This window comes from Vibrio sp. 779(2023) (assembly GCF_033344285.1).
Lineage (GTDB): Bacteria > Pseudomonadota > Gammaproteobacteria > Enterobacterales > Vibrionaceae > Vibrio > Vibrio alginolyticus.
Genome location: NZ_JAWPOM010000037.1, coordinates 1 through 18,095, shown reverse-complemented (window position 1 = coordinate 18,095; position 18,095 = coordinate 1). Strand labels below are relative to the sequence as shown.

Genomic DNA, 18,095 nt, shown 5'->3' with positions numbered 1-18,095 from the left:
AGTAGTTTTACAGGCAAAGCCGAAACGGATGATAACCACCTACTGAAGTAGGTGGTTTAGGGCTGAAAATAAAAAAGACGCCGAAGCGTCTTTCCAAACCAGTTTAAAAGCAATATTCCGTAAAATTTAAACAGAGAGGTTAAACGGGATGCTTAAAACACTCATTTAATGTCATTCCGATGGCACGCAGCACGTCTCTTCTTGTGATAACACCAACCAACTTACCTTTGCCATCCACCACTGGATACATTTTCGGCTTTCCAACTTTCATCATGTCAGCCAGTTCAATTACTGACATTTCTGGAGAAACAGATAAGACATCATCATGCATACACTCTTGTACCGTATGTGTATCTTGGCAGTGATAACTTGCTTTCACCAACTTATCTAATAAGTCTTGCTCCGATAAAAACCCAACCACTTTTTCATTTTCATCAATGACAGGGCCACCTAGTGTGACACTTTGCATTACTTTGTTTAAAGCTGCCGAAAGTGACATATCTTTCGTGAAAGTCACCGCTTGCAACGTCATGTAATCTTTTACTTTTAATGAATGCATTCTTATCTCCTTAAGGGCATTTTATTGCGGCCTTTAGATAAGTGTCGCCTAATTTCCTGATTTTACTAAATGGAAAGGAGTAATTTTATTTATAGGCACAGCCTATTGAACTAAAACAAAATTAACTCACCGAACAACATTCACTGTATTTCGTTAAACGCAAGATTCAGCCAGGCTGATTTTTCTAGGCAATAAATACAACAAAGCCAGTCAAATTGACTGGCTTTGTTATTAAGTAATTGTTGCGTTAGCTATGTTGGCGGCGCATGTTGTCTAAAATAATGCCAGTCGCCATCGCGACATTCAGTGATTCGGCACCGCCAAACGCCGGAATCGTGATCTTATCTGTCACGAATTTTGCTGCGGCTTCGCGCACACCATGAGATTCGCTGCCCATCAACAAAATACCTTCAGCAGCGAAATCCGTTTTATGAACGCTCTCTCCCTCCAAAAACGCGCCATATACTGGCAATTTGGCGTGTTCCAAATAACTTGGCAAATCCACCAAACTCACTTGTACGCGGCCAAAGCTGCCCATGGTCGCACTGATCGTTTTAGGATTATAAGGATCAGCACAATCTGTACTCGCAATAATGTGCTTGATGCCATACCAGTCTGCAACACGAATAATCGTACCTAGATTACCAGGGTCGGATACACCATCTAGCGCAATCATCAAGCCTTTCGCTTGAGGCTCTTTTACACTCGGAATTTCAACCACAGCAATGGCCGCATTATTGCTCACAAGCGTGCTCGCTTTGGTCAATTCATCAAGCGATGCTTCAACACAATCAAAACGATTTAGCGTACCAGCATTTTGTTCGAGAAATGCCGCTGTTGCAAAAACCTGCTTCACCTTCAATGAACTACTTGCTAGCTCTAGTACGTTCTTTTCACCCTGAACTAGGAATAAGCCATGCGCTTTACGCTGTTTCTTTTGACCTAAAGCACGAAGCAGTTTTAATTGGTTTTTTGAAATCATTAAAGTATCCCAGGTGAAAATGGTTATTCGACGAGCGTACCCTAAACAATCTTCACGAAAGTTCGGTATCGAGCGGATGAGATTATAAATTATACCTAAATAACCTCAAGAAGCTTGATCATCAGAAGACGTTGAACACCAAGCGTAGCCAAAATAAAAGAAGGCTCAAAAACGAAAAAAGCCCTGCGATAACGCAGGGCTTTCAAAGGGTGGGACCCCAGCCACATCCCGGCACACAAGTCACACGCTGCGGCTGCTTCCTTCCGGACCTGACCGAGTTCACGAGCTATTGTTGCGAGAGGACCAGAGCCCCATAATTCTTTTCGAGAGGTCTTGCCTCAATCGATGGGGCGATTATTCAGTATCAGCTCTCATAATGCAAGAGCAAAAACCTTGAATTTCATCATTTCATTACCGTTTGAACAAAACTCGATCAATTCATTCCTTTATGATGAAACCGTACAGTCACGATAAGAGGAGTCGTGCCGTGAGGACTGCTTACTCATGTACATGTCTTCATCAGCCAAATGCATCGCTTGCTCTAAGCTCATGTGCCGTTCCCTTTTTGCAGAGAAACCAATAGAGATACTTATAGACTCCAAATCACTACATAATTTGCCTTTCACGTCGATTCTACTGAGCTCTCTCATTGCTCTAGTTAACTCGGCTTGCGTTGGATAACCCAGTAATATGAACTCATCCCCTCCAATTCGATAACATCTTCCCGACCAGACATAATGAATTTTTAGTGCCAGTAGTTGTAAAACTTCGTCCCCAGCGCGATGCCCATAAGTGTCATTGATTCGTTTGAAATGATTAATGTCTAAGTAAAGTATGGATAGATCTTTGTTTACTCCTTTTCGATACTTTACTTGCAACGCACGACGGTTCCTTAACCCTGTTAAGTTGTCAGTGTTCGATTGACGGTAAAGATAAAGCGAAACACAAATAGCAAACAATAACACAAAGATAAACACAGCTTGTGTTTGCGTCGCTAATCGAATCTCATATTCAAGTGCGGTACGCCAATCTGGGCGTACATCGTACTGAGCAATGATCTTATCAACTTCTAACATCGCTATCGCTCGACTAAAGAAAGGCGCAAGCATGGCTCCTTTTTCATTCGCGACCAATCCAACAGAGAGTTGTGACTCATAAAACTCGCCAATAGCGGTATCCTGCTCTATCGGAACCAATTCACTGAGACGTAAAAAATGATTGAGCATCGCCGTATCCATCGGAATGTAATCGACTTCTTCATTTAGTAGCCCCTGAATGAGCTCTTGTTGGGTACGATAACGTTTGAGTTCTTTTAGCGGTAACAGTTGCGTCATCATTTGATCGAAAAAGTCATCCTTAACTACGCCAATCCGCTCAGATATCAACTGTGAAACATGAGAGTATGTGCTCGGTTTGTAACCTAAACGCTTGACCATCACCGATGCTGGCGCGTAATGGGGCTTTGGAAAGTAGCTAAATGCGCGCCGCTCACGGCTGACCGTTAACGGCGCCAAAATTTCGAAATTACCTTGGATAAACTCATGGTACATAGAACCCCAGCTTTCACCAGGCTCACTAATGATCAAGCAGTTTAAAGCCAAGATCTCACAGCTTCTCAGGACTACATCAGCCGTCATCCCTTCGACACTACCATCTGCGTTGTATACAACATATGGAAAGATAGATTCGAGCTTAATCCGTATTGGTTCATTAAAATCAAGGGGTAATAAACGAATAGAATCACGCAACGCTGCTCGCCTTAATTCAAATTGATACTGGGAAATTTCTTCGCGAAGCTGCTTTTGCACCGCTTCCCCGTGAATAAACGTAGCGAACGTGTCCAACTCTTCAAGATGATGATCTTTTTTACTGATGATGGATACGGGCTTTATCGAAATCTGATCATTGAGCATCTTGGCGTCAAACCCCTCCATCAGCATCGGCTTGAGCTGGTTAATGGCATCGACAACGCCATCCACAGCACCTGAACGTAGCAGTGTTACTGCTTGTTCGTGACCTTGATAAGAGATCTGTTCTAGCTCAGGGTAGTGTTGTTTAAGTAATTGGGCATAAACTGTATCTTTGGGGACGCCAACACGCGAAATGTCACTCAACGTCGAATCTTTTAAACCAAAGAGGTAGGTATATTCGATATTTGTTGGGCGGGAATAACTAAAACGTTGAGCACGTTCTTGTGTGTAAGTGATATTCGCAGCAAAGTCCGCTTCCCCATTCGCTACTGAATTTAGAATGGCATCAAAGCTGGAGTAGTTCACGTATTGAACGGTAAAGCCAAACTCCTTTGAAGCAGCATTGAAAAGAACACGAGTGACGACATCATCCGCTTCAGTCGCGACTTTATAATGAGCAATTAAAGGGGCTTCGGCTTTTACATTCAAACTCAAGAGGCAACATGCAAAAAGCAACAGTGTTCGAGCAAAAGTTGTCATGACAAACTTATCTTAAATCAACCACTTATATTGTGGTTATTATTATTGGAAGTGTAGTAAATATGAAATGAAGAACATATACTAATCTCCATTTTGTTCCACAACCAATTCGATACTCTGCCGCACATGTCACTTTTTACCTGACTAAAAACTCATAATTCAGCCTGTTCATCGCTACTACGTAAAATATAGTCAGTCATCCAAGCCGTCCCTAACAAACAGATCCAAACCACGAAAACAGGGTTTGGCACATCCGTGGTCGGGCTGACGACTAAGGCGGCAAAACCCACAGTCGGCAATGTCCAACATAATAATTTGCTCCAACGAATGGTATGTTGAAGCTTCGCAAGTGCTTCCATTGACGCTAACATTCCCGTCAAACTTAACGCCATAAGAACGGCGTACGGTAGGCCTGCAATCCACAAAGGGAGCAACAAAAACAACGGCCACCAGCTGTGTTTATTGGATGGCGTCCAATGCGCAGCCGACCACCACATCGCCATAACCGCAATGGTTTGAACCACTGTAACCCAAGCAGACCCATCCAGCTTACCGCCTTGCTGTGTGACCATAAGACCAACTTGCAGTGTAAGTACAATAAGACCAGCGGTGAGCAACACGCCTAAAGAGCTTCTACGAGAAAACACCACCATTAAAAGTGGGAAAAGGATCAAAACACCAACCGACAAAGCAATTGGCTGCATTGAGAGTGTCGCACCAAAAGCCATCATCGCGCCCAGCAATACTAAGCCAGCGAACCCACCTTGTGGCAGAACCCACAGCGCGGGGATCATAAGTGCAAGAACGGGAATGTCACCCTCGCTCAAACTCATCGCCCGAACGCAGACAACAGCGAGTAAGGTCGTAACGAAAAATTGAAGTGTCGATAAAATCATAGCGCCTCCTGGCTTCCCCACCTACTTGGTAACTCAACGGCAAAAACTGGGATTGAAAGTCGTTGAGAGGGTCTAGATTCAAGCTTAGCTTGCGTTTGCTTCATGCTGTTTAAGGCTCATCAACCAACGACACTAAAGAACAGAAAATGTAATTCTTCAAAGTGAGTCGCTGACAACACAAGGGTTAAGAACCGTTAGCAATATACAAGTCCAATGGTTTACCATTCCTTAGTAAACCAAAATAGACACTTTTGAGTATGGACCAATTTTTAGCGCAAATCTTTGCTGTAATTCACCAAATTCCAAAAGGAAAAGTCTCCACCTATGGGGAAATTGCAAAAATGGCCGGTTATCCGGGCTATGCGAGACATGTTGGTAAAGCACTGGGTAACCTACCAGAAGACAGCAAACTCCCCTGGTTTAGAGTGGTAAATAGCCAAGGAAAAATATCTTTAAAAGGCAGAGACTTAGAGCGACAAAAAAAGAAATTAGAAGCAGAAGGGATTGAAGTCTCGGAAGTTGGCAAAACTTCACTTAAAAAATACAAATGGCAGCCTTAAGCTGCCATTTTTTGTTCTCAGTACGTCGTATTAACGTGTTCCAACTAGACGAATATCTAATTGGTGAGTTTGTGCTTCATCTGTAATAACACCGTTATGTGTGTCGCTGATAAAACGCAGCTTTCCATCTACCTCAATGCGAGCACGAACGCTGTAACGATGGTTTGGTTTGATTTCATTGCTGTCGTAACTCAACTCAAAAGAAAGAGGAACTTGCTTACCTTCTGTTTCGAATGTCTGTTTCGCCAACACTTTTGCTGGCGCATCCGCCAAGGACACATCTTCTAACGCAATAGTAACCACTGCGTTTGGTGGCAAGGCAATCCGCTCGCGATAAGCCACTGTACCTGTAATCGTCTTCATTGACGCCTCTGTAGATTCCATTTCTGTATTTTGAGAAGTTTGGCAACCCACTAACGCAGCCCCAAAGAGTAGAGAAGTAACAAGTAGTAGTGTTTTTTTCATATATTCCTCGAAAAGAGCATTAAACCGAAGCAATTATAGGTGTGGAATATAAAACTGTCTGCTTCCTGTCATTTTATTTGACAATAGTTTGACTGAGTTAGAATTTATCAAACAATTGATTTTGTTTCATAATTGGAACAATACTATTTCTAAGTTACTCAATAGTTCTTAACTATGCCACTTCACAAGAGTGAGGCTGTTGAGGTAACTTGGAATGAAAGACAACGGTGAGGAGACACAATGAGTAAACCACTACGAGAATTGCTCAGCCTACTACAACTCGAAAAATTAGAAGAAGGCTTGTTTCGTGGCCAAAGTGAAAACCTAGGTTTGCCTCAAGTTTATGGCGGTCAAGTAATTGGGCAAGCACTTTCTGCTGCGCGCTACACCGTTGAAGAAACACGCACGGTACACTCCTTCCATAGCTATTTTTTGTACCCTGGCGATCCAGAAAAACCTATTATTTATGACGTAGAAAATCTGAGAGATGGCCGTAGCTTTAGCACTAGACGCGTAAAAGCAATTCAAAATGGACGCCCTATTTTTTACCTAACCGCATCCTACCATGGCGATCAACCTGGGTTTGATCATCAAAAAGAAATGCCAGATATCCCTGGTCCAGAAAACTTTGCCTCAGAGAGTGAGCTCGCAAGCCATATTGCAGAATTTCTACCCAAACGCTTACGCAAAACATTTTGCGGGGAAAAGCCAATCGAAACTCGCCCCGTTACGGTTATCAACCCTTTGAAGCCCAAAAAAGCAGAACCCAAACAGTACCTTTGGATTCGTGCTAATGGTGAAATGCCAGAGAATCAGCTAATTCACCAGTACCTTCTGGCCTACGCATCCGATTGGGGATTCCTTGTAACAGCAATGCATCCACATGAAGTCTCATTAATGACGCCTAACTTTCAAGTGGCCACCATTGACCACTCTATCTGGTTCCATCGCCCGTTTAAGATGGATGAATGGCTTCTATATGCGATAGAGAGCCCAACGGCGAGCAATACTCGTGGGTTGGTCCGTGGCGAAATATACAACCAGCAAGGTCACTTAGTGGCGACCGCCGTGCAAGAAGGGGTGATGCGCTACACGAAATAGCTCGTGTTCGCTAGACGAAAAAAGGAGTGCTGTTCCGCACTCCTTTTTTAATGGGTATCAAACGATGATTAATTTGGTTGATACTTCATGTTAACAACCGACCATTCGTAAAGTGATTTCGGGTAACCATATTCGCCTTTCCCGTAAATGACATTTGGGTCGGCATAGAATCCACCTTTATTCGTTGCTAAAAATTCACGAACCCCACGACGGTAAGTAATCACAGGTGCTACTAACTCATACTCTACCTTTTCCATCTTCGAGTCATCAATTATTAAGAACCGAGTCATACGAATCGTGCTGCCGCTGGTGCAGTATCCTGGGTCATCATAGTCAATTGCTTCAAAAGGCTTGAGATCATCTTCGAACAGCTCTGATGTACATCCATCAAATCGAGCTAAGTGTACCCACGCTCCTTTTATTAGAGTTGGGTCATCGTTACCCACCGGCTTGAATGCAAGTAGTGCAATCTTACCTTTGCCGTATAATTTCAATTCTTCGTCCGTTGGCTCACGCACTGAACGAACGTTCATCAAACCAAACTCACTTTCTTCTAAGTTAGAAAACTCACGTGCATTTAGCGTGCTAAACAATACTGTTTGTTCAGTTTCAAGCAATGTATATTGATCCGCAACACCTTCATCTGCAAAGCTTAGATACAGCTGGACTTTCTTACTTTCCAACGCTTTGTAATCTCGAGATTCTCCTTCCGAAATGTCGAGAGAAATCCAACGTCTTTTTACTGGCGGGAGGTCAAGTAACGTCAGCTCTTCCTTATCAACATCTAATGAAGCGACTCCTTTAATTGTTGAGCTGGATATTTGATAGCTGCGGTTTCCTATTGGTGTACCAAAGTCTAGCTTAACCTTTTTAAATGGTTCAAATTCCACCTTCATTGTAGAAGCACTTAAACCAGGGTGATTCGCTTTGTTAATAGTGCCATTTACGACGATTGTTTTAGCTTTGTAGTTGCGCCCAGTAAGGGTAACCTCTAATTGGTACGTGCCTGCATGCAGGATTTTCAAACGCCCTGTATCAGGAGAAACTAGCTCGACCACAGGGTCTTTTTGGTTAATAAGACGGTAACTTGCCTTCGCAGTCCCACCACTCATCACTGGCGAGATAACACTACCAGCGGAGAATTCTACCGTTGGGTAAGTAACCGATACCGGGTTTGTGCCTTGTTTAATCGTGACCGAGAAACTACTTTCACCCGGATCCACTTTGTCGTCCCCCGCATCCGAAACAATAATTTTTGTGCTACCCGCGTTAAGAATTTGCATGGCACCCGTTTGGCTGTTTAAGGAAACCACATCTATTGCTGCGTTGTCTGCAAATCGGTACGTAACTTCCCCAACCGTACCAGAGATTTTCGGCGCAACAAATGTTTGGCCAACCTTCCAAATCTCTTCCACATCGGATTGAACTTCAATTCGGCTCGGCGCGCTCAAAATTGTCACGTAGACTTTTTGATCAGGACCAACGGTATAATTCGCGCTCTCTTTTCTGCGCACAGTTAGCGTCGCTTTACCCGCTTTATACACATGGAGACGTCCTTCACTAAAACCACCGACAACATCTGGTGCGGTGTTATCTACAATCTCAATTTGCTCGTCAGCACTCAAACCAAAATCACGGTGAAGATCAAAACTGTATTTGTTGCTGTATACAACGTCATAATCGTGCGTTGCCATCGGTTGGCCTTCAGCCTTTGCAACTTTGATGACGACATTAAATTGAATAGGTTGGTAGAACTCCCCACCATCGTCTTCAAACTTAAGGTCGTACTCACCCGCAGTCACTACCTCCAACTTGCCGTCAGTCATTCGTAAGCCATTAGGTAAGCTGCTAACTAGATTTACGTTACCTTTTTGCCCTTTAAACGCCAGAGGGATTGAAAGATTTGGTTGATAAGTAAGCGGCATTTCAATGTCTTTTATAACTGGATGAGGCGCGCGATTAACTTCAAGATCAAAACGAGTTTTGCTTGCAGGATAATTACGCATGTCATGCTCGTAAATTTCCACTTCAGCAGCACCAACACCTTTGATCAGTAATGCTTCACCATTTTCTGTTTTAGCAACAACGTCTTCACCACGAATGATTCTCAGCTCATAGTCACCGTAGGCGTTCGTCACCTTAGGGAAAATTCGTCCACCTTCCTCATAAGTTGTGACAATATCCGCTGCGCTGATTTCTTGACGCTTGCCTTGTTTTACATCCACAAAAAATTGCGCTGTTTGCTGTTTATCTAGAAACGCGTCGCTGTAAGTTGCAGTCGCTTCAACCGTTAATCGCCCAACATTATGAACAAGAAGCAAACCCGTTTCAGGGTCTAGCAACTCGGCCACCTTGCTGTCTGGTACGCTATTTATGATTTTGTAAGAAATACGTTGCGTTTGAGCTTTATCTAGACGCACTGGTTCTAACGTCAACCCTTCTCGATACTCGTCTTCAAGCAAAGCGAACTGTAATTGCCCCGGAGCTACTGCATGCAGTTTAACCGTAGCGCGAACTTGTTTCGGCAAGTAAAAGTCGTTACCTGAATCAGTAATCAGCACCGATGCCTGACCAACTGAACCTAATGAATATACCGACCCGTTCTCATCAACACGAATCAAGTTATGACCACTTTCTACCTCATAACTCAGTTCGCCTTTTTGGCCACGGACGATCAACGCTTTTCCTTCTGACTCAATCGCATTGAAATTCAGATCACTCACTGAAAGTTCAGTATTGATACCTCGCTCTACAGTCACAGAAAATCTTGCTTCAGAAGATTCATAAGCAGAGCTACTATCTGTAGCAAGAATAGTCGCCGTTCCTGGGCGCAGAATTTGTAGTATTCCTGAGTCATTAATTTTCACGACATTTGGCGGATTAGAATCAATGACTTGGTAAGATACCGACCCATGTACATTGCTCAGTTTTGCTTCAGTAACCGTTCCCACTCCTTCAAACTTCAATACCGTGTCTTCCACTTTTAATTGCGGACGGTTCTGCTTTGTTATCGTAGTTGGTGTCTTCGTATTGTTCGGCTTAGAGTCTCCCCCACCGCCACAGCCAGCAAGTAAAGCTGCGAGAAAAAGCAAATAGTAATTTCTGTTCATTTTTAGTAATACTTTGTTACATACAAGATGGGGCGATAATAATACGATGTTTTATTAATCACTATCCCCATTTTTGAGTACTTTATTACTTAAGTAATTGCTACTGTATTCATCCTAAAAACAAATACTCAAAAATAGCGACCAAATTACATGAAAACACAAAAAGCAAACGTTTAAATCAAACTCTTCCATTAATTTAGTAAAAATTAATATTCAATAAAATAAAACATGAAAAAGAAAGAGAAAAAATTGCGTTATTTTTTCTTTCATTATGATGTATAGGATTAATGGACTGTAAAAACAAATAGTTAATGAAAAATAGAAGAGAGAATAAATATCGTTTATATTTGTAAAAATCTGGCAGGAAATAGTTTTAAAAGCATAATCAAACTACCTTTTAACATTTAAAATACTAAAAGGTAGAATTAACATTAGATAGAATTCTTATAGGGCGAGTTATTTTAGGATTGGTAACTCTGTTGTGTATTTAATGGACTCCATAGCAAATGTTGAAGTCACATTAGATAGCCCTTTTACACTATTAACTAACCGCTTATAGAATTCGTCAAAACACTTCATATCTTTGACTAGTACTTTCATCATGTAGTCATACTCGCCAGCCATACGATAAAACTCCATTACCTCAGGAAAGTCACTCACAGTTGTAACAAAATGGTGATACCAACCTTCGGAATGATCAATCGTTTTTAACTGAACAAATGCAATGAAAGATAGCTCGAGCTTTTCTGCACTTAACAACGCCACGCGTTTTTCGATGTAGCCCTCTTCTTCCAACCTTTTCAAGCGCTTCCAGCATGGTGTTGTAGTAAGATTGACTCGCTCAGCCACGTCATTTAATGACAAGGTGCTGTCGGTTTGTAGTAAAGCAAGCAGCTGCTTATCTATTCGATCTAAGCTCATTTCTATAAAACCCATAAAATGTAGAAAATTTTTCTACAGGTATCTTTATTAAGAGTAACAATAGCAAAGTTTTTCTCGGAAATTATAGATAAATTATCCCTATCTAATACTTATCTATCGATTTCCCAAGGAGAGACGCCATGTGTACTGACCACAATTGGATCAACAATGCAGTGCGTAAAATTGAAGCAGACTTCCAACGTTCTGCTGATACTCATTTATTTAAACTTGAACTGCCTTCTCTTGATGGTATCGATATCTACCTAAAAGATGAGAGCACGCATCCAACAGGCTCTCTGAAACACCGATTGGCGCGCTCATTATTTCTTTACGCTATTTGTAATGGATGGATTGGTCCTGAAACCACTGTAATCGAGGCGTCCTCAGGCAGCACTGCCGTTTCGGAAGCGTATTTTGCGCGTTTACTTGGCTTACCGTTCATTGCCGTCATGCCGAAAACCACTGCACGTAAAAAGATCGAACAAATTGAATTTTACGGTGGTAAAGCGCACCTTGTTGAACGATCAGATCAGATTTATGACGAGTCTCGACGCTTGGCTCAAGAGTTAAATGGTCACTACATGGATCAGTTTACTTATGCTGAACGTGCGACTGACTGGCGCGGTAACAACAACATCGCGAACTCTATCTTTAGCCAAATGGAGTTAGAAGATCACCCGATTCCTAGCTGGGTAGTGATGAGTCCTGGAACAGGCGGCACATCAGCAACCATTGGCCGTTTTATTCGTTACCAAAAATACGACACTAAGCTTTGCGTGGTAGACCCTGAAAACTCAGTGTTTTACGATGCTTTCCAGTCAGGAAATCACTCATTGAAAGGCGATACTGGCAGCAAAATTGAAGGTATCGGGCGACCACGTGTCGAACCAAGTTTTATTGCTGGTGTCATTGATGAAATGCGCAAAATTCCAGACGCAGCCAGTGTGGCAACCGCCCATTGGGTATCTCAGCTGATTGGGCGTAAAGTCGGCGCATCAACAGGCACCAATCTTTACGGTGTGCTGCAATTGGCTTGTGAGATGAAACAACGCGGTGAGAAGGGTTCTATCGTGACGCTTCTATGTGATTCTGGAGAGCGTTACCTAGATACGTATTATGACTTAACATGGGTAAAAGAGAACATCGGCGATATTCAACCTTACTTAGCTCAACTCGAAGTCATTCAAGCAAAAGGTTGCGTTGAGCCAGCTTGTTGCGGCTCAACTAACGCTTAACGTGCAAACTGGACTTTAAAAAACAGCCCAACTTCATGTGGGCTGTTTTTATCGCTGGGTTTTACTTTTTCTGGCGCGCTTCAAACGCAGCCAATTGTTCTGGCGTTGCCGCTGGTTGATGATTTTGTTTCCACTCATCGTAAGTCATGCCGTAAACACGTTCGCGAGCGTCATCAATATCTAAATCCAAACCGAGATTTTCAGCCTCAGATTTATACCATTTGCTAAAGCAGTTGCGGCAGAAGCCCGCAAGGATCATCAGGTCGATGTTTTGTACGTCTTTGTTGGCATCTAAATGCGCCAATAAACGGCGAAATGTCGCCGCGTCTAACTTATCTTGTTCTTCTTGAGTCAAGTTTTTATATTTGAATTCAGCCACTTTCCTTTCCTTCTCTCTTATTTGACTAGCTTTCGTCACCATATCTAGTTAGTTGGTAGTCATGAGTAAGAAGTATGCTTTAGCGCAACAATTCCCATTCTAAAATCACTACCTTTGATAAAAGCTGATATGATAATTACCACCCATCCTATTGATTAAATTAACATTTAAACAAATCATTACAACGGTCTTTTACCAAGGTTATCGTCTAGTTATGAAAAACGCCATTCTATTATTGTCTACCTTGACCATTAGCGTGCCAACTTTAGCTGCTCAAGAACAAGCTCATCAATCTTATTTTTATCTAGGTACTGGTAACGTTGGTTTTGATACACCGTACTTCGGCTCGGATAGAGACAATGAGTGGTCAACACCACATATCACAGTTGGCTGGGGTTACCATGTAAACCAATACCTCGCGTTTGAAGGAGTTCTGCGCTATTCACAAAATGAACTTAAGAACGATGCTCTAAAAACTGACTTAGATCTTCACTATTACCAAGCAGGTATGTCTGCTGTTGTAACGAGTGATGACTTAGGCGATACGCCGCTGTCACTGTTTGGTCGCGTAACTGCGCTTGGCACTCAAGCTGAAATGTATGTTCCAAACGAACAAAAAGTCACAGATGATTCAGGCGCGCTATTCAACATCGGTGCTGGTGTCCATTGGGATATGAGCAAAGATATCTGGTTACGCGCAGAGTACATTTATAATGTCGCGGATATGGGTTTTGAAGATTTTTACGACAGCTACGAAGGTGTACAAATCAGCCTAGGGAAACGCTTCTAATCGAACGCTTCCGAGCTAACTTTAAACCGATAAAGAGAAGCCGAGGTTATTACCTCGGCTTTTATGTTTTAACGTTTGATTTAAGGGTGCGCTATACGGCCCTTCGTATCATGGCTAATTGCTTTGTTTAACTCTGCTTCTACATGACCTGGTGCTTGTGTTTTCGCCGAAATCAATCGGTACATTGCCGGGATAACAAACAAGGTCACCAATGTCGCAAACCCCATCCCGAAAAAGATTACCGTACCCACGGCAATACGGCTCTCATAACCCGCCCCTGTCGATACTATCAACGGAATTGCGCCAGCAAGTGTGGTAAACGCAGTCATCAAGATTGGACGTAGACGTCGCGCAGCTGCATCAATGATCGCTTTTTCAAACCCAACGCCACGATCACGTAGCTGATTGGCAAATTCTACGATCAAAATACCGTTTTTCGTCACCATACCAATCAACATGATCATGCCAATCTGGCTATAAATGTTCATACCTTGGCCCATAATAACCAAACCAAGGAAGCCACCAAATACACCCATCGGCACCGTAAACATGACCACTAACGGGTTTACGAAGCTTTCAAACTGAGCCGCCAACACGAGATACGCCACTAGTAGTGCCAATGCAAACACAACAGCAACACTCGCTTGGTTCTCTTTAAAGTCTTTCGACTCCCCCGAATAACTCACCGAAATGTCACCCGGTAAGTTGTCGATGGCTTCCTGGTCTAGGTAACTCAGCGCATCTCCTAATGTATAACCTTCCGACAGGTTGGCAGTAATAGTGATGGACTTCTGTTTGTTGTAGTGAGAAAGACGAATAGAGGCCGCCACTTCTTCAATTTTTGTGACCGCATCTAACGTCACTAGCTGACCGCTATTCGTGCGCAGATAAATCTGACTTAAATCTGCAGCATTATTAAAGCTATTTTCATCACCGCGAAGATACACATCGTACTCTTCGCCACGCTCAACATAAGTCGTTTCGCTTTTACCACCGAGCATGATTTCTAGGGTGTCAGAAATGTCTTTAACACTGACTCCTAGCTCTGCGGCACGCTGTCGGTCAACTGTAACCAATAACTCAGGCGTTTTTTCCGAGTAATCTATCTCTGCTCCTTCCATCATTGGTGATTCTTCTGCTTTGTTCTTTAGCATTTCAGCCCAAACAACGAGCTCATCGTAATCAGAGCCGCCTAATACGAACTGAACTGGCTCACTCGAACCACCTTGGAAACCTGGCATAAATGGGAACACTCGAACATCTGGGATACCCGCCAATTCTTTCCGTACTTTGTTAAGGGCTTGCTGAGCCGTGATATCACGTTCGTTCCAATCTTCTAGAATCATGATCACAAAGCCTGTCTGGTCTCCTGCCTGGCCACCAAACGCTGGCGTTTGGATACTGAATGACTTCAGATAACCTTGCCCTAGTAATGGCATCAATCGGTCTTCGACAATATCCATATTGGCTGACATACGATTGTACGACGTAGCATCTGCACCGCGCACAAACGCGAATATCACACCGCGATCTTCTTGTGGGGTCAGCTGAGCCGGTACCTGATTCATCAAGAAATAGCTACCGCCCAAACAAGCTAGAATCACCAGCGGAGCAGCCCAACGTACTTTCAATGCACCTTTCAATAATGCGCGATAGCCACTCTCAAGCTTGCTAAACAAGCGATCAACAGCTTCATTGAATCGATTTGGTTTTACATTCGCTTTCAAAATCTGACTACCTAATACAGGAGTCAGCGTCAGGGCAATCAAAGAGGAGAATATGACCGACATAGCCAGCAATACAGAAAACTCTGTAAATAGTAGACCTACCATGCCATCCATAAAGGAGATCGGTAAGAACACCATCACCAGCACTAATGTTGTTGCTATAACAGCAAAACCAACCTCTCTTGTGCCTTTATATGCGGCGAGTAATGGCGATTCACCGCGTTCAATATGGTGGAAGATATTCTCTACAACCACAATTGCGTCATCAACCACCAAACCAATCGATAATATCAACGCCATCAAGGTGATCAAGTTGATAGAAAACCCAAAGTAGTACGCGGCAATGAACGACGAAATCAGAGAAACAGGTACAGTAACCGCAGGAATTAAGGTTGCACGAGCTTGGCCGATGAAAATGTACAATACCAAAATCACCAAGCCGCCCGTGATAAATAGCGTGCTGTACACCTCTTCGATTGAACGCTCGATAAACACTGTCGCGTCGTAATCTATCGCAAGGCGTGTACCTTCTGGTAAGAACTTCTGGATGTTATCGACTTCAGACCTAACCAGCTTAGCAACCTCTAACGGGTTTGCGTCTGACTGCGGTACCACACCAAGACTGATGTTTACTACACCATCACTTTTGAAGGTTGAATTTTCGTTTTCTGCACCAATGAAGACATCTGCTACATCTTTTAAATAGATAGGTGTATTGTCGCTTGCGCGTTTTATGACAAGATATTGAAAATCTTCAGGCGTGTTATAAGTACGAGCCGTACGCACGGACATTACTGTTGAGTCGTTTCGAACTTCACCACCTGGGCTTTCTAGGTTCTCACTTCGTAAAGCTGATGTAATGTCCGAAGCTGTAACTAAACGTCCAGCCATTAGTTCTGGCTTAAGCTTCACGTACATGACCTTGTACAAACCACCGGAGAGATCAATGGAGCTAACCCCAGAGATCAGGCTAAAGCGGTCCATCAATACACGTTCGGCATAATCCGTTAATTGAGTACGGTCCATCTCTGCAGAACTGAGATTGATGTAGAGCGACGCCTCTCCCGAGCCATTGTTCTTATAAACAATAGGGTCATCCGCTTCATCAGGTAGCGAGCGCTGAGCACGAGCTACGGCATCACGCACGTCGCTCACACCTGTGTTGAGATCGTAACCTAACTCAAACGTGATCGTGATACGCGACATGCTGTTACGAGTAGTGGAGCTAATTTCATCAACCCCACTGATCCCAGAAAGCTGGTCTTCCAAAACGGAGGTAATTTGACTTTCAATAATAGTCGCAGATGCACCCTCATAACGCGTACTGATAGAAACGACTGGGCTTTCTATATCAGGCATTTCACGAACGGCTAATTTGGTGAATGACACAAAGCCAAACACACACAACAGCATGCTCAGAACCAACGCCGCGACAGGGCGTTTAACTGAAACGTCGGACAGTAACATTAGTTTTCTTCCTCATCCGATTCACTGTCATTGCGTGTCACATCCGTGGTGTTCGCTTTTAGTGGCGCGACAATTTCTTTCACTTCGACACCATCACGCATGTTAACAATGCCTTGAACCACAATCTTGTCACCAATCTCAACACCAGATTCGATCACCACCTCGTTACCAACACGAGCACCTAGCGACACTTCTTGACGAGTAGCTTTGTTATTTTCATCAATTACATATACAAAACGTTTAGTTCCGGAGTATTCAAGTGCTTGAACAGGAATGATTGGCGCCTTAATAGCAGGAAATGCTAGTGAAGCGTTCATCAACATGCCCGGCTTCAATTGATTTTCTGGGTTATCAAACTCAATACGCACGCGAAGATTCAGTGTTTCGGCGCTGATCCGCGTATCAATACCTGTGACTTGACCAGTAAAGGTCTGGCTACCCCATGCACTGGTTTTAGCGATGACTTCCATACCAATAGAAAGCATCGATAAATAGCGCTCCGGTACTTGTAAATCCAGTTCCATGACGGAAAGATCATCCAACGTCAAAAGTTCAGTACCCGCACTGACCATTTTGCCGCGGCTAAAATCGATAAAACCAACAGTGCCAGAAAATGGGGCAGTAATATGGAGGTCAGCTAAATTGGCTTGAGCAGCATCAAGCCTCGCTTGTGCTATTTCAACACTGGCTTTTTGTGCATCGATTTCAGTTTGAGTAATCGCATTCCGCTTAACCAAACGTTGGAACTCTTTTAACTTACGCTGTTCATCTTTTAGATACGCCTTTGCCTCAATCAAAGCGGCTTGAGCCTTATCGTCATCTAACTTAATTAATAGCTGGTCTTGCTGGACATTTTGATTCGCTTTAACAGCGATTTGATTCACTTTGCCGGCGACTTCCGATGCGACAACCACAGACTCCGCTGCCTTTAATTTGCCGATAAGAGTTAAGGATTGATTGATCTCGTGCGTTTCTACTTGTTCAGTCACAACGGTAACCGCTGAGCCTCCTCGCATCGCAGCGCAAACCGATGGAGAACTCAGTAATATAGAAAGCGTTAAAACAGATAACGATAACGTGGCTTTCATGCTCATGATATTGACTTCTAAACGAATAAACTTATGTCATTAAACTGCTTACAGTTTATCAGTAGATACGGTGTTTAACGTCAAGTAGTGTAAATTCAAGTAAAAAGCGCGCTTCTCTTCTGTTCAAAGGACAAACAAAACGCTGACTTTCTACCATCTTTGCCCAAAAAGACAGCATTCAACGTAAAAACGTAAGAAAAACGCTTTACAGCCTGAGCGAGTTTGCTATGATTCGCTCCGCACTTGGGAGATGAGTTGGGAAAACATCTTACTAAGTATAAAAATCCTCTGGAGGGGTTCCCGAGTGGCCAAAGGGAGCAGACTGTAAATCTGCCGGCACTGCCTTCGATGGTTCGAATCCGTCC

The 18,095-nt window shown here is 43.2% G+C and carries 14 protein-coding genes, 1 tRNA gene and 1 other RNA gene; 5 read left to right on the top strand and 11 right to left on the bottom strand.

Annotated elements, in window-relative coordinates; genetic code table 11:
• Positions 1-139: 139 nt before the first annotated feature.
• The 5 genes from R8O70_RS23995 to R8O70_RS23975 all read right to left on the bottom strand — a co-directional run bounded on the left by R8O70_RS23995 (position 140) and on the right by R8O70_RS23975 (position 4,887).
• On the bottom strand, positions 140-559 hold the full coding sequence (locus tag R8O70_RS23995) for a CBS domain-containing protein (RefSeq protein WP_005378483.1): 420 nt from the start codon (positions 557-559) through the stop codon (positions 140-142).
• Between the two features lie 247 nt (positions 560-806).
• Positions 807-1,541, bottom strand: coding sequence for an RNA methyltransferase (locus R8O70_RS23990; RefSeq protein WP_005378485.1), 735 nt, complete (start codon positions 1,539-1,541; stop codon positions 807-809).
• Positions 1,542-1,753: 212 nt separating this feature from the next.
• Positions 1,754-1,850, bottom strand: an RNA gene (gene ffs / locus R8O70_RS23985) — signal recognition particle sRNA small type.
• A 137-nt stretch (positions 1,851-1,987) separates the two neighbouring features.
• The gene (locus tag R8O70_RS23980; RefSeq protein WP_017634751.1) at positions 1,988-3,991 is read right to left on the bottom strand and encodes a GGDEF domain-containing protein; all 2,004 of its coding nucleotides are present in this window, start codon (positions 3,989-3,991) and stop codon (positions 1,988-1,990) included.
• Positions 3,992-4,143: 152 nt separating this feature from the next.
• Positions 4,144-4,887, bottom strand: a complete 744-nt coding sequence (locus R8O70_RS23975) for a hypothetical protein (RefSeq protein ID WP_005389942.1) — start codon at positions 4,885-4,887, stop codon at positions 4,144-4,146.
• A gap of 257 nt (positions 4,888-5,144) precedes the next feature.
• Here R8O70_RS23975 and R8O70_RS23970 point away from each other — a divergent pair, with 257 nt between their 5' ends.
• The gene (locus R8O70_RS23970) at positions 5,145-5,447 is read left to right on the top strand and encodes a DNA base-flipping protein (RefSeq protein WP_033905036.1); all 303 of its coding nucleotides are present in this window, start codon (positions 5,145-5,147) and stop codon (positions 5,445-5,447) included.
• 30 nt (positions 5,448-5,477) lie between these two features.
• Here R8O70_RS23970 and R8O70_RS23965 read toward each other — a convergent pair whose 3' ends face one another.
• Entirely contained in the window at positions 5,478-5,912 is a 435-nt protein-coding gene (locus tag R8O70_RS23965; protein ID WP_005378572.1) for a YbaY family lipoprotein, read from the bottom strand.
• A gap of 240 nt (positions 5,913-6,152) precedes the next feature.
• Here R8O70_RS23965 and tesB point away from each other — a divergent pair, with 240 nt between their 5' ends.
• Positions 6,153-7,013 (top strand): acyl-CoA thioesterase II, encoded by an 861-nt coding sequence (tesB, locus tag R8O70_RS23960; protein WP_005378575.1) that lies wholly within the window; start codon positions 6,153-6,155, stop codon positions 7,011-7,013.
• A 68-nt stretch (positions 7,014-7,081) separates the two neighbouring features.
• Here tesB and R8O70_RS23955 read toward each other — a convergent pair whose 3' ends face one another.
• Both R8O70_RS23955 and R8O70_RS23950 read right to left on the bottom strand, forming a co-directional pair.
• On the bottom strand, positions 7,082-10,123 hold the full coding sequence (locus R8O70_RS23955) for a hypothetical protein (protein ID WP_053307490.1): 3,042 nt from the start codon (positions 10,121-10,123) through the stop codon (positions 7,082-7,084).
• Positions 10,124-10,579: 456 nt separating this feature from the next.
• Complete coding sequence (locus tag R8O70_RS23950; RefSeq protein ID WP_025998626.1) at positions 10,580-11,044, bottom strand: Lrp/AsnC family transcriptional regulator; 465 nt, start codon at positions 11,042-11,044, stop codon at positions 10,580-10,582.
• A 140-nt stretch (positions 11,045-11,184) separates the two neighbouring features.
• On the opposite strand from R8O70_RS23950, the gene R8O70_RS23945 reads away from it, so the two are divergent.
• Entirely contained in the window at positions 11,185-12,279 is a 1,095-nt protein-coding gene (locus R8O70_RS23945) for a PLP-dependent cysteine synthase family protein (protein WP_005389952.1), read from the top strand.
• Between the two features lie 61 nt (positions 12,280-12,340).
• On the opposite strand, the gene R8O70_RS23940 is transcribed toward R8O70_RS23945, so the two are convergent.
• Positions 12,341-12,658 (bottom strand): DUF1244 domain-containing protein, encoded by a 318-nt coding sequence (locus R8O70_RS23940; protein ID WP_005378586.1) that lies wholly within the window; start codon positions 12,656-12,658, stop codon positions 12,341-12,343.
• A 214-nt stretch (positions 12,659-12,872) separates the two neighbouring features.
• On the opposite strand from R8O70_RS23940, the gene R8O70_RS23935 reads away from it, so the two are divergent.
• Entirely contained in the window at positions 12,873-13,448 is a 576-nt protein-coding gene (locus R8O70_RS23935; protein ID WP_170897189.1) for a porin family protein, read from the top strand.
• A gap of 80 nt (positions 13,449-13,528) precedes the next feature.
• Here R8O70_RS23935 and vmeF read toward each other — a convergent pair whose 3' ends face one another.
• On the bottom strand, positions 13,529-16,642 hold the full coding sequence (gene vmeF / locus R8O70_RS23930; protein WP_318184393.1) for a multidrug efflux RND transporter permease subunit VmeF: 3,114 nt from the start codon (positions 16,640-16,642) through the stop codon (positions 13,529-13,531).
• On the bottom strand, positions 16,642-17,736 hold the full coding sequence (locus R8O70_RS23925; RefSeq protein WP_005378593.1) for an efflux RND transporter periplasmic adaptor subunit: 1,095 nt from the start codon (positions 17,734-17,736) through the stop codon (positions 16,642-16,644). Before R8O70_RS23925 ends, vmeF begins: the two co-directional genes overlap by 1 nt.
• Positions 17,737-18,028: 292 nt before the next feature.
• On the opposite strand from R8O70_RS23925, the gene R8O70_RS23920 reads away from it, so the two are divergent.
• Positions 18,029-18,095 (top strand) — tRNA-Tyr (locus R8O70_RS23920).

Excerpts from the sequence above, each read along its gene's own strand:
- R8O70_RS23995 (WP_005378483.1), bottom strand. The coding sequence starts at position 559 with ATGCATTCATTAAAAGTAAAAGATTACATGACGTTGCAAGCGGTGACT.
- R8O70_RS23990 (WP_005378485.1), bottom strand. The coding sequence starts at position 1,541 with ATGATTTCAAAAAACCAATTAAAACTGCTTCGTGCTTTAGGTCAAAAG.
- R8O70_RS23980 (WP_017634751.1), bottom strand. The coding sequence starts at position 3,991 with ATGACAACTTTTGCTCGAACACTGTTGCTTTTTGCATGTTGCCTCTTG.
- R8O70_RS23975 (WP_005389942.1), bottom strand. The coding sequence starts at position 4,887 with ATGATTTTATCGACACTTCAATTTTTCGTTACGACCTTACTCGCTGTT.
- R8O70_RS23970 (WP_033905036.1), top strand. The coding sequence starts at position 5,145 with ATGGACCAATTTTTAGCGCAAATCTTTGCTGTAATTCACCAAATTCCA.
- R8O70_RS23965 (WP_005378572.1), bottom strand. The coding sequence starts at position 5,912 with ATGAAAAAAACACTACTACTTGTTACTTCTCTACTCTTTGGGGCTGCG.
- tesB (WP_005378575.1), top strand. The coding sequence starts at position 6,153 with ATGAGTAAACCACTACGAGAATTGCTCAGCCTACTACAACTCGAAAAA.
- R8O70_RS23955 (WP_053307490.1), bottom strand. The coding sequence starts at position 10,123 with ATGAACAGAAATTACTATTTGCTTTTTCTCGCAGCTTTACTTGCTGGC.
- R8O70_RS23950 (WP_025998626.1), bottom strand. The coding sequence starts at position 11,044 with ATGAGCTTAGATCGAATAGATAAGCAGCTGCTTGCTTTACTACAAACC.
- R8O70_RS23945 (WP_005389952.1), top strand. The coding sequence starts at position 11,185 with ATGTGTACTGACCACAATTGGATCAACAATGCAGTGCGTAAAATTGAA.
- R8O70_RS23935 (WP_170897189.1), top strand. The coding sequence starts at position 12,873 with ATGAAAAACGCCATTCTATTATTGTCTACCTTGACCATTAGCGTGCCA.
- vmeF (WP_318184393.1), bottom strand. The coding sequence starts at position 16,642 with ATGTTACTGTCCGACGTTTCAGTTAAACGCCCTGTCGCGGCGTTGGTT.
- R8O70_RS23925 (WP_005378593.1), bottom strand. The coding sequence starts at position 17,736 with ATGAGCATGAAAGCCACGTTATCGTTATCTGTTTTAACGCTTTCTATA.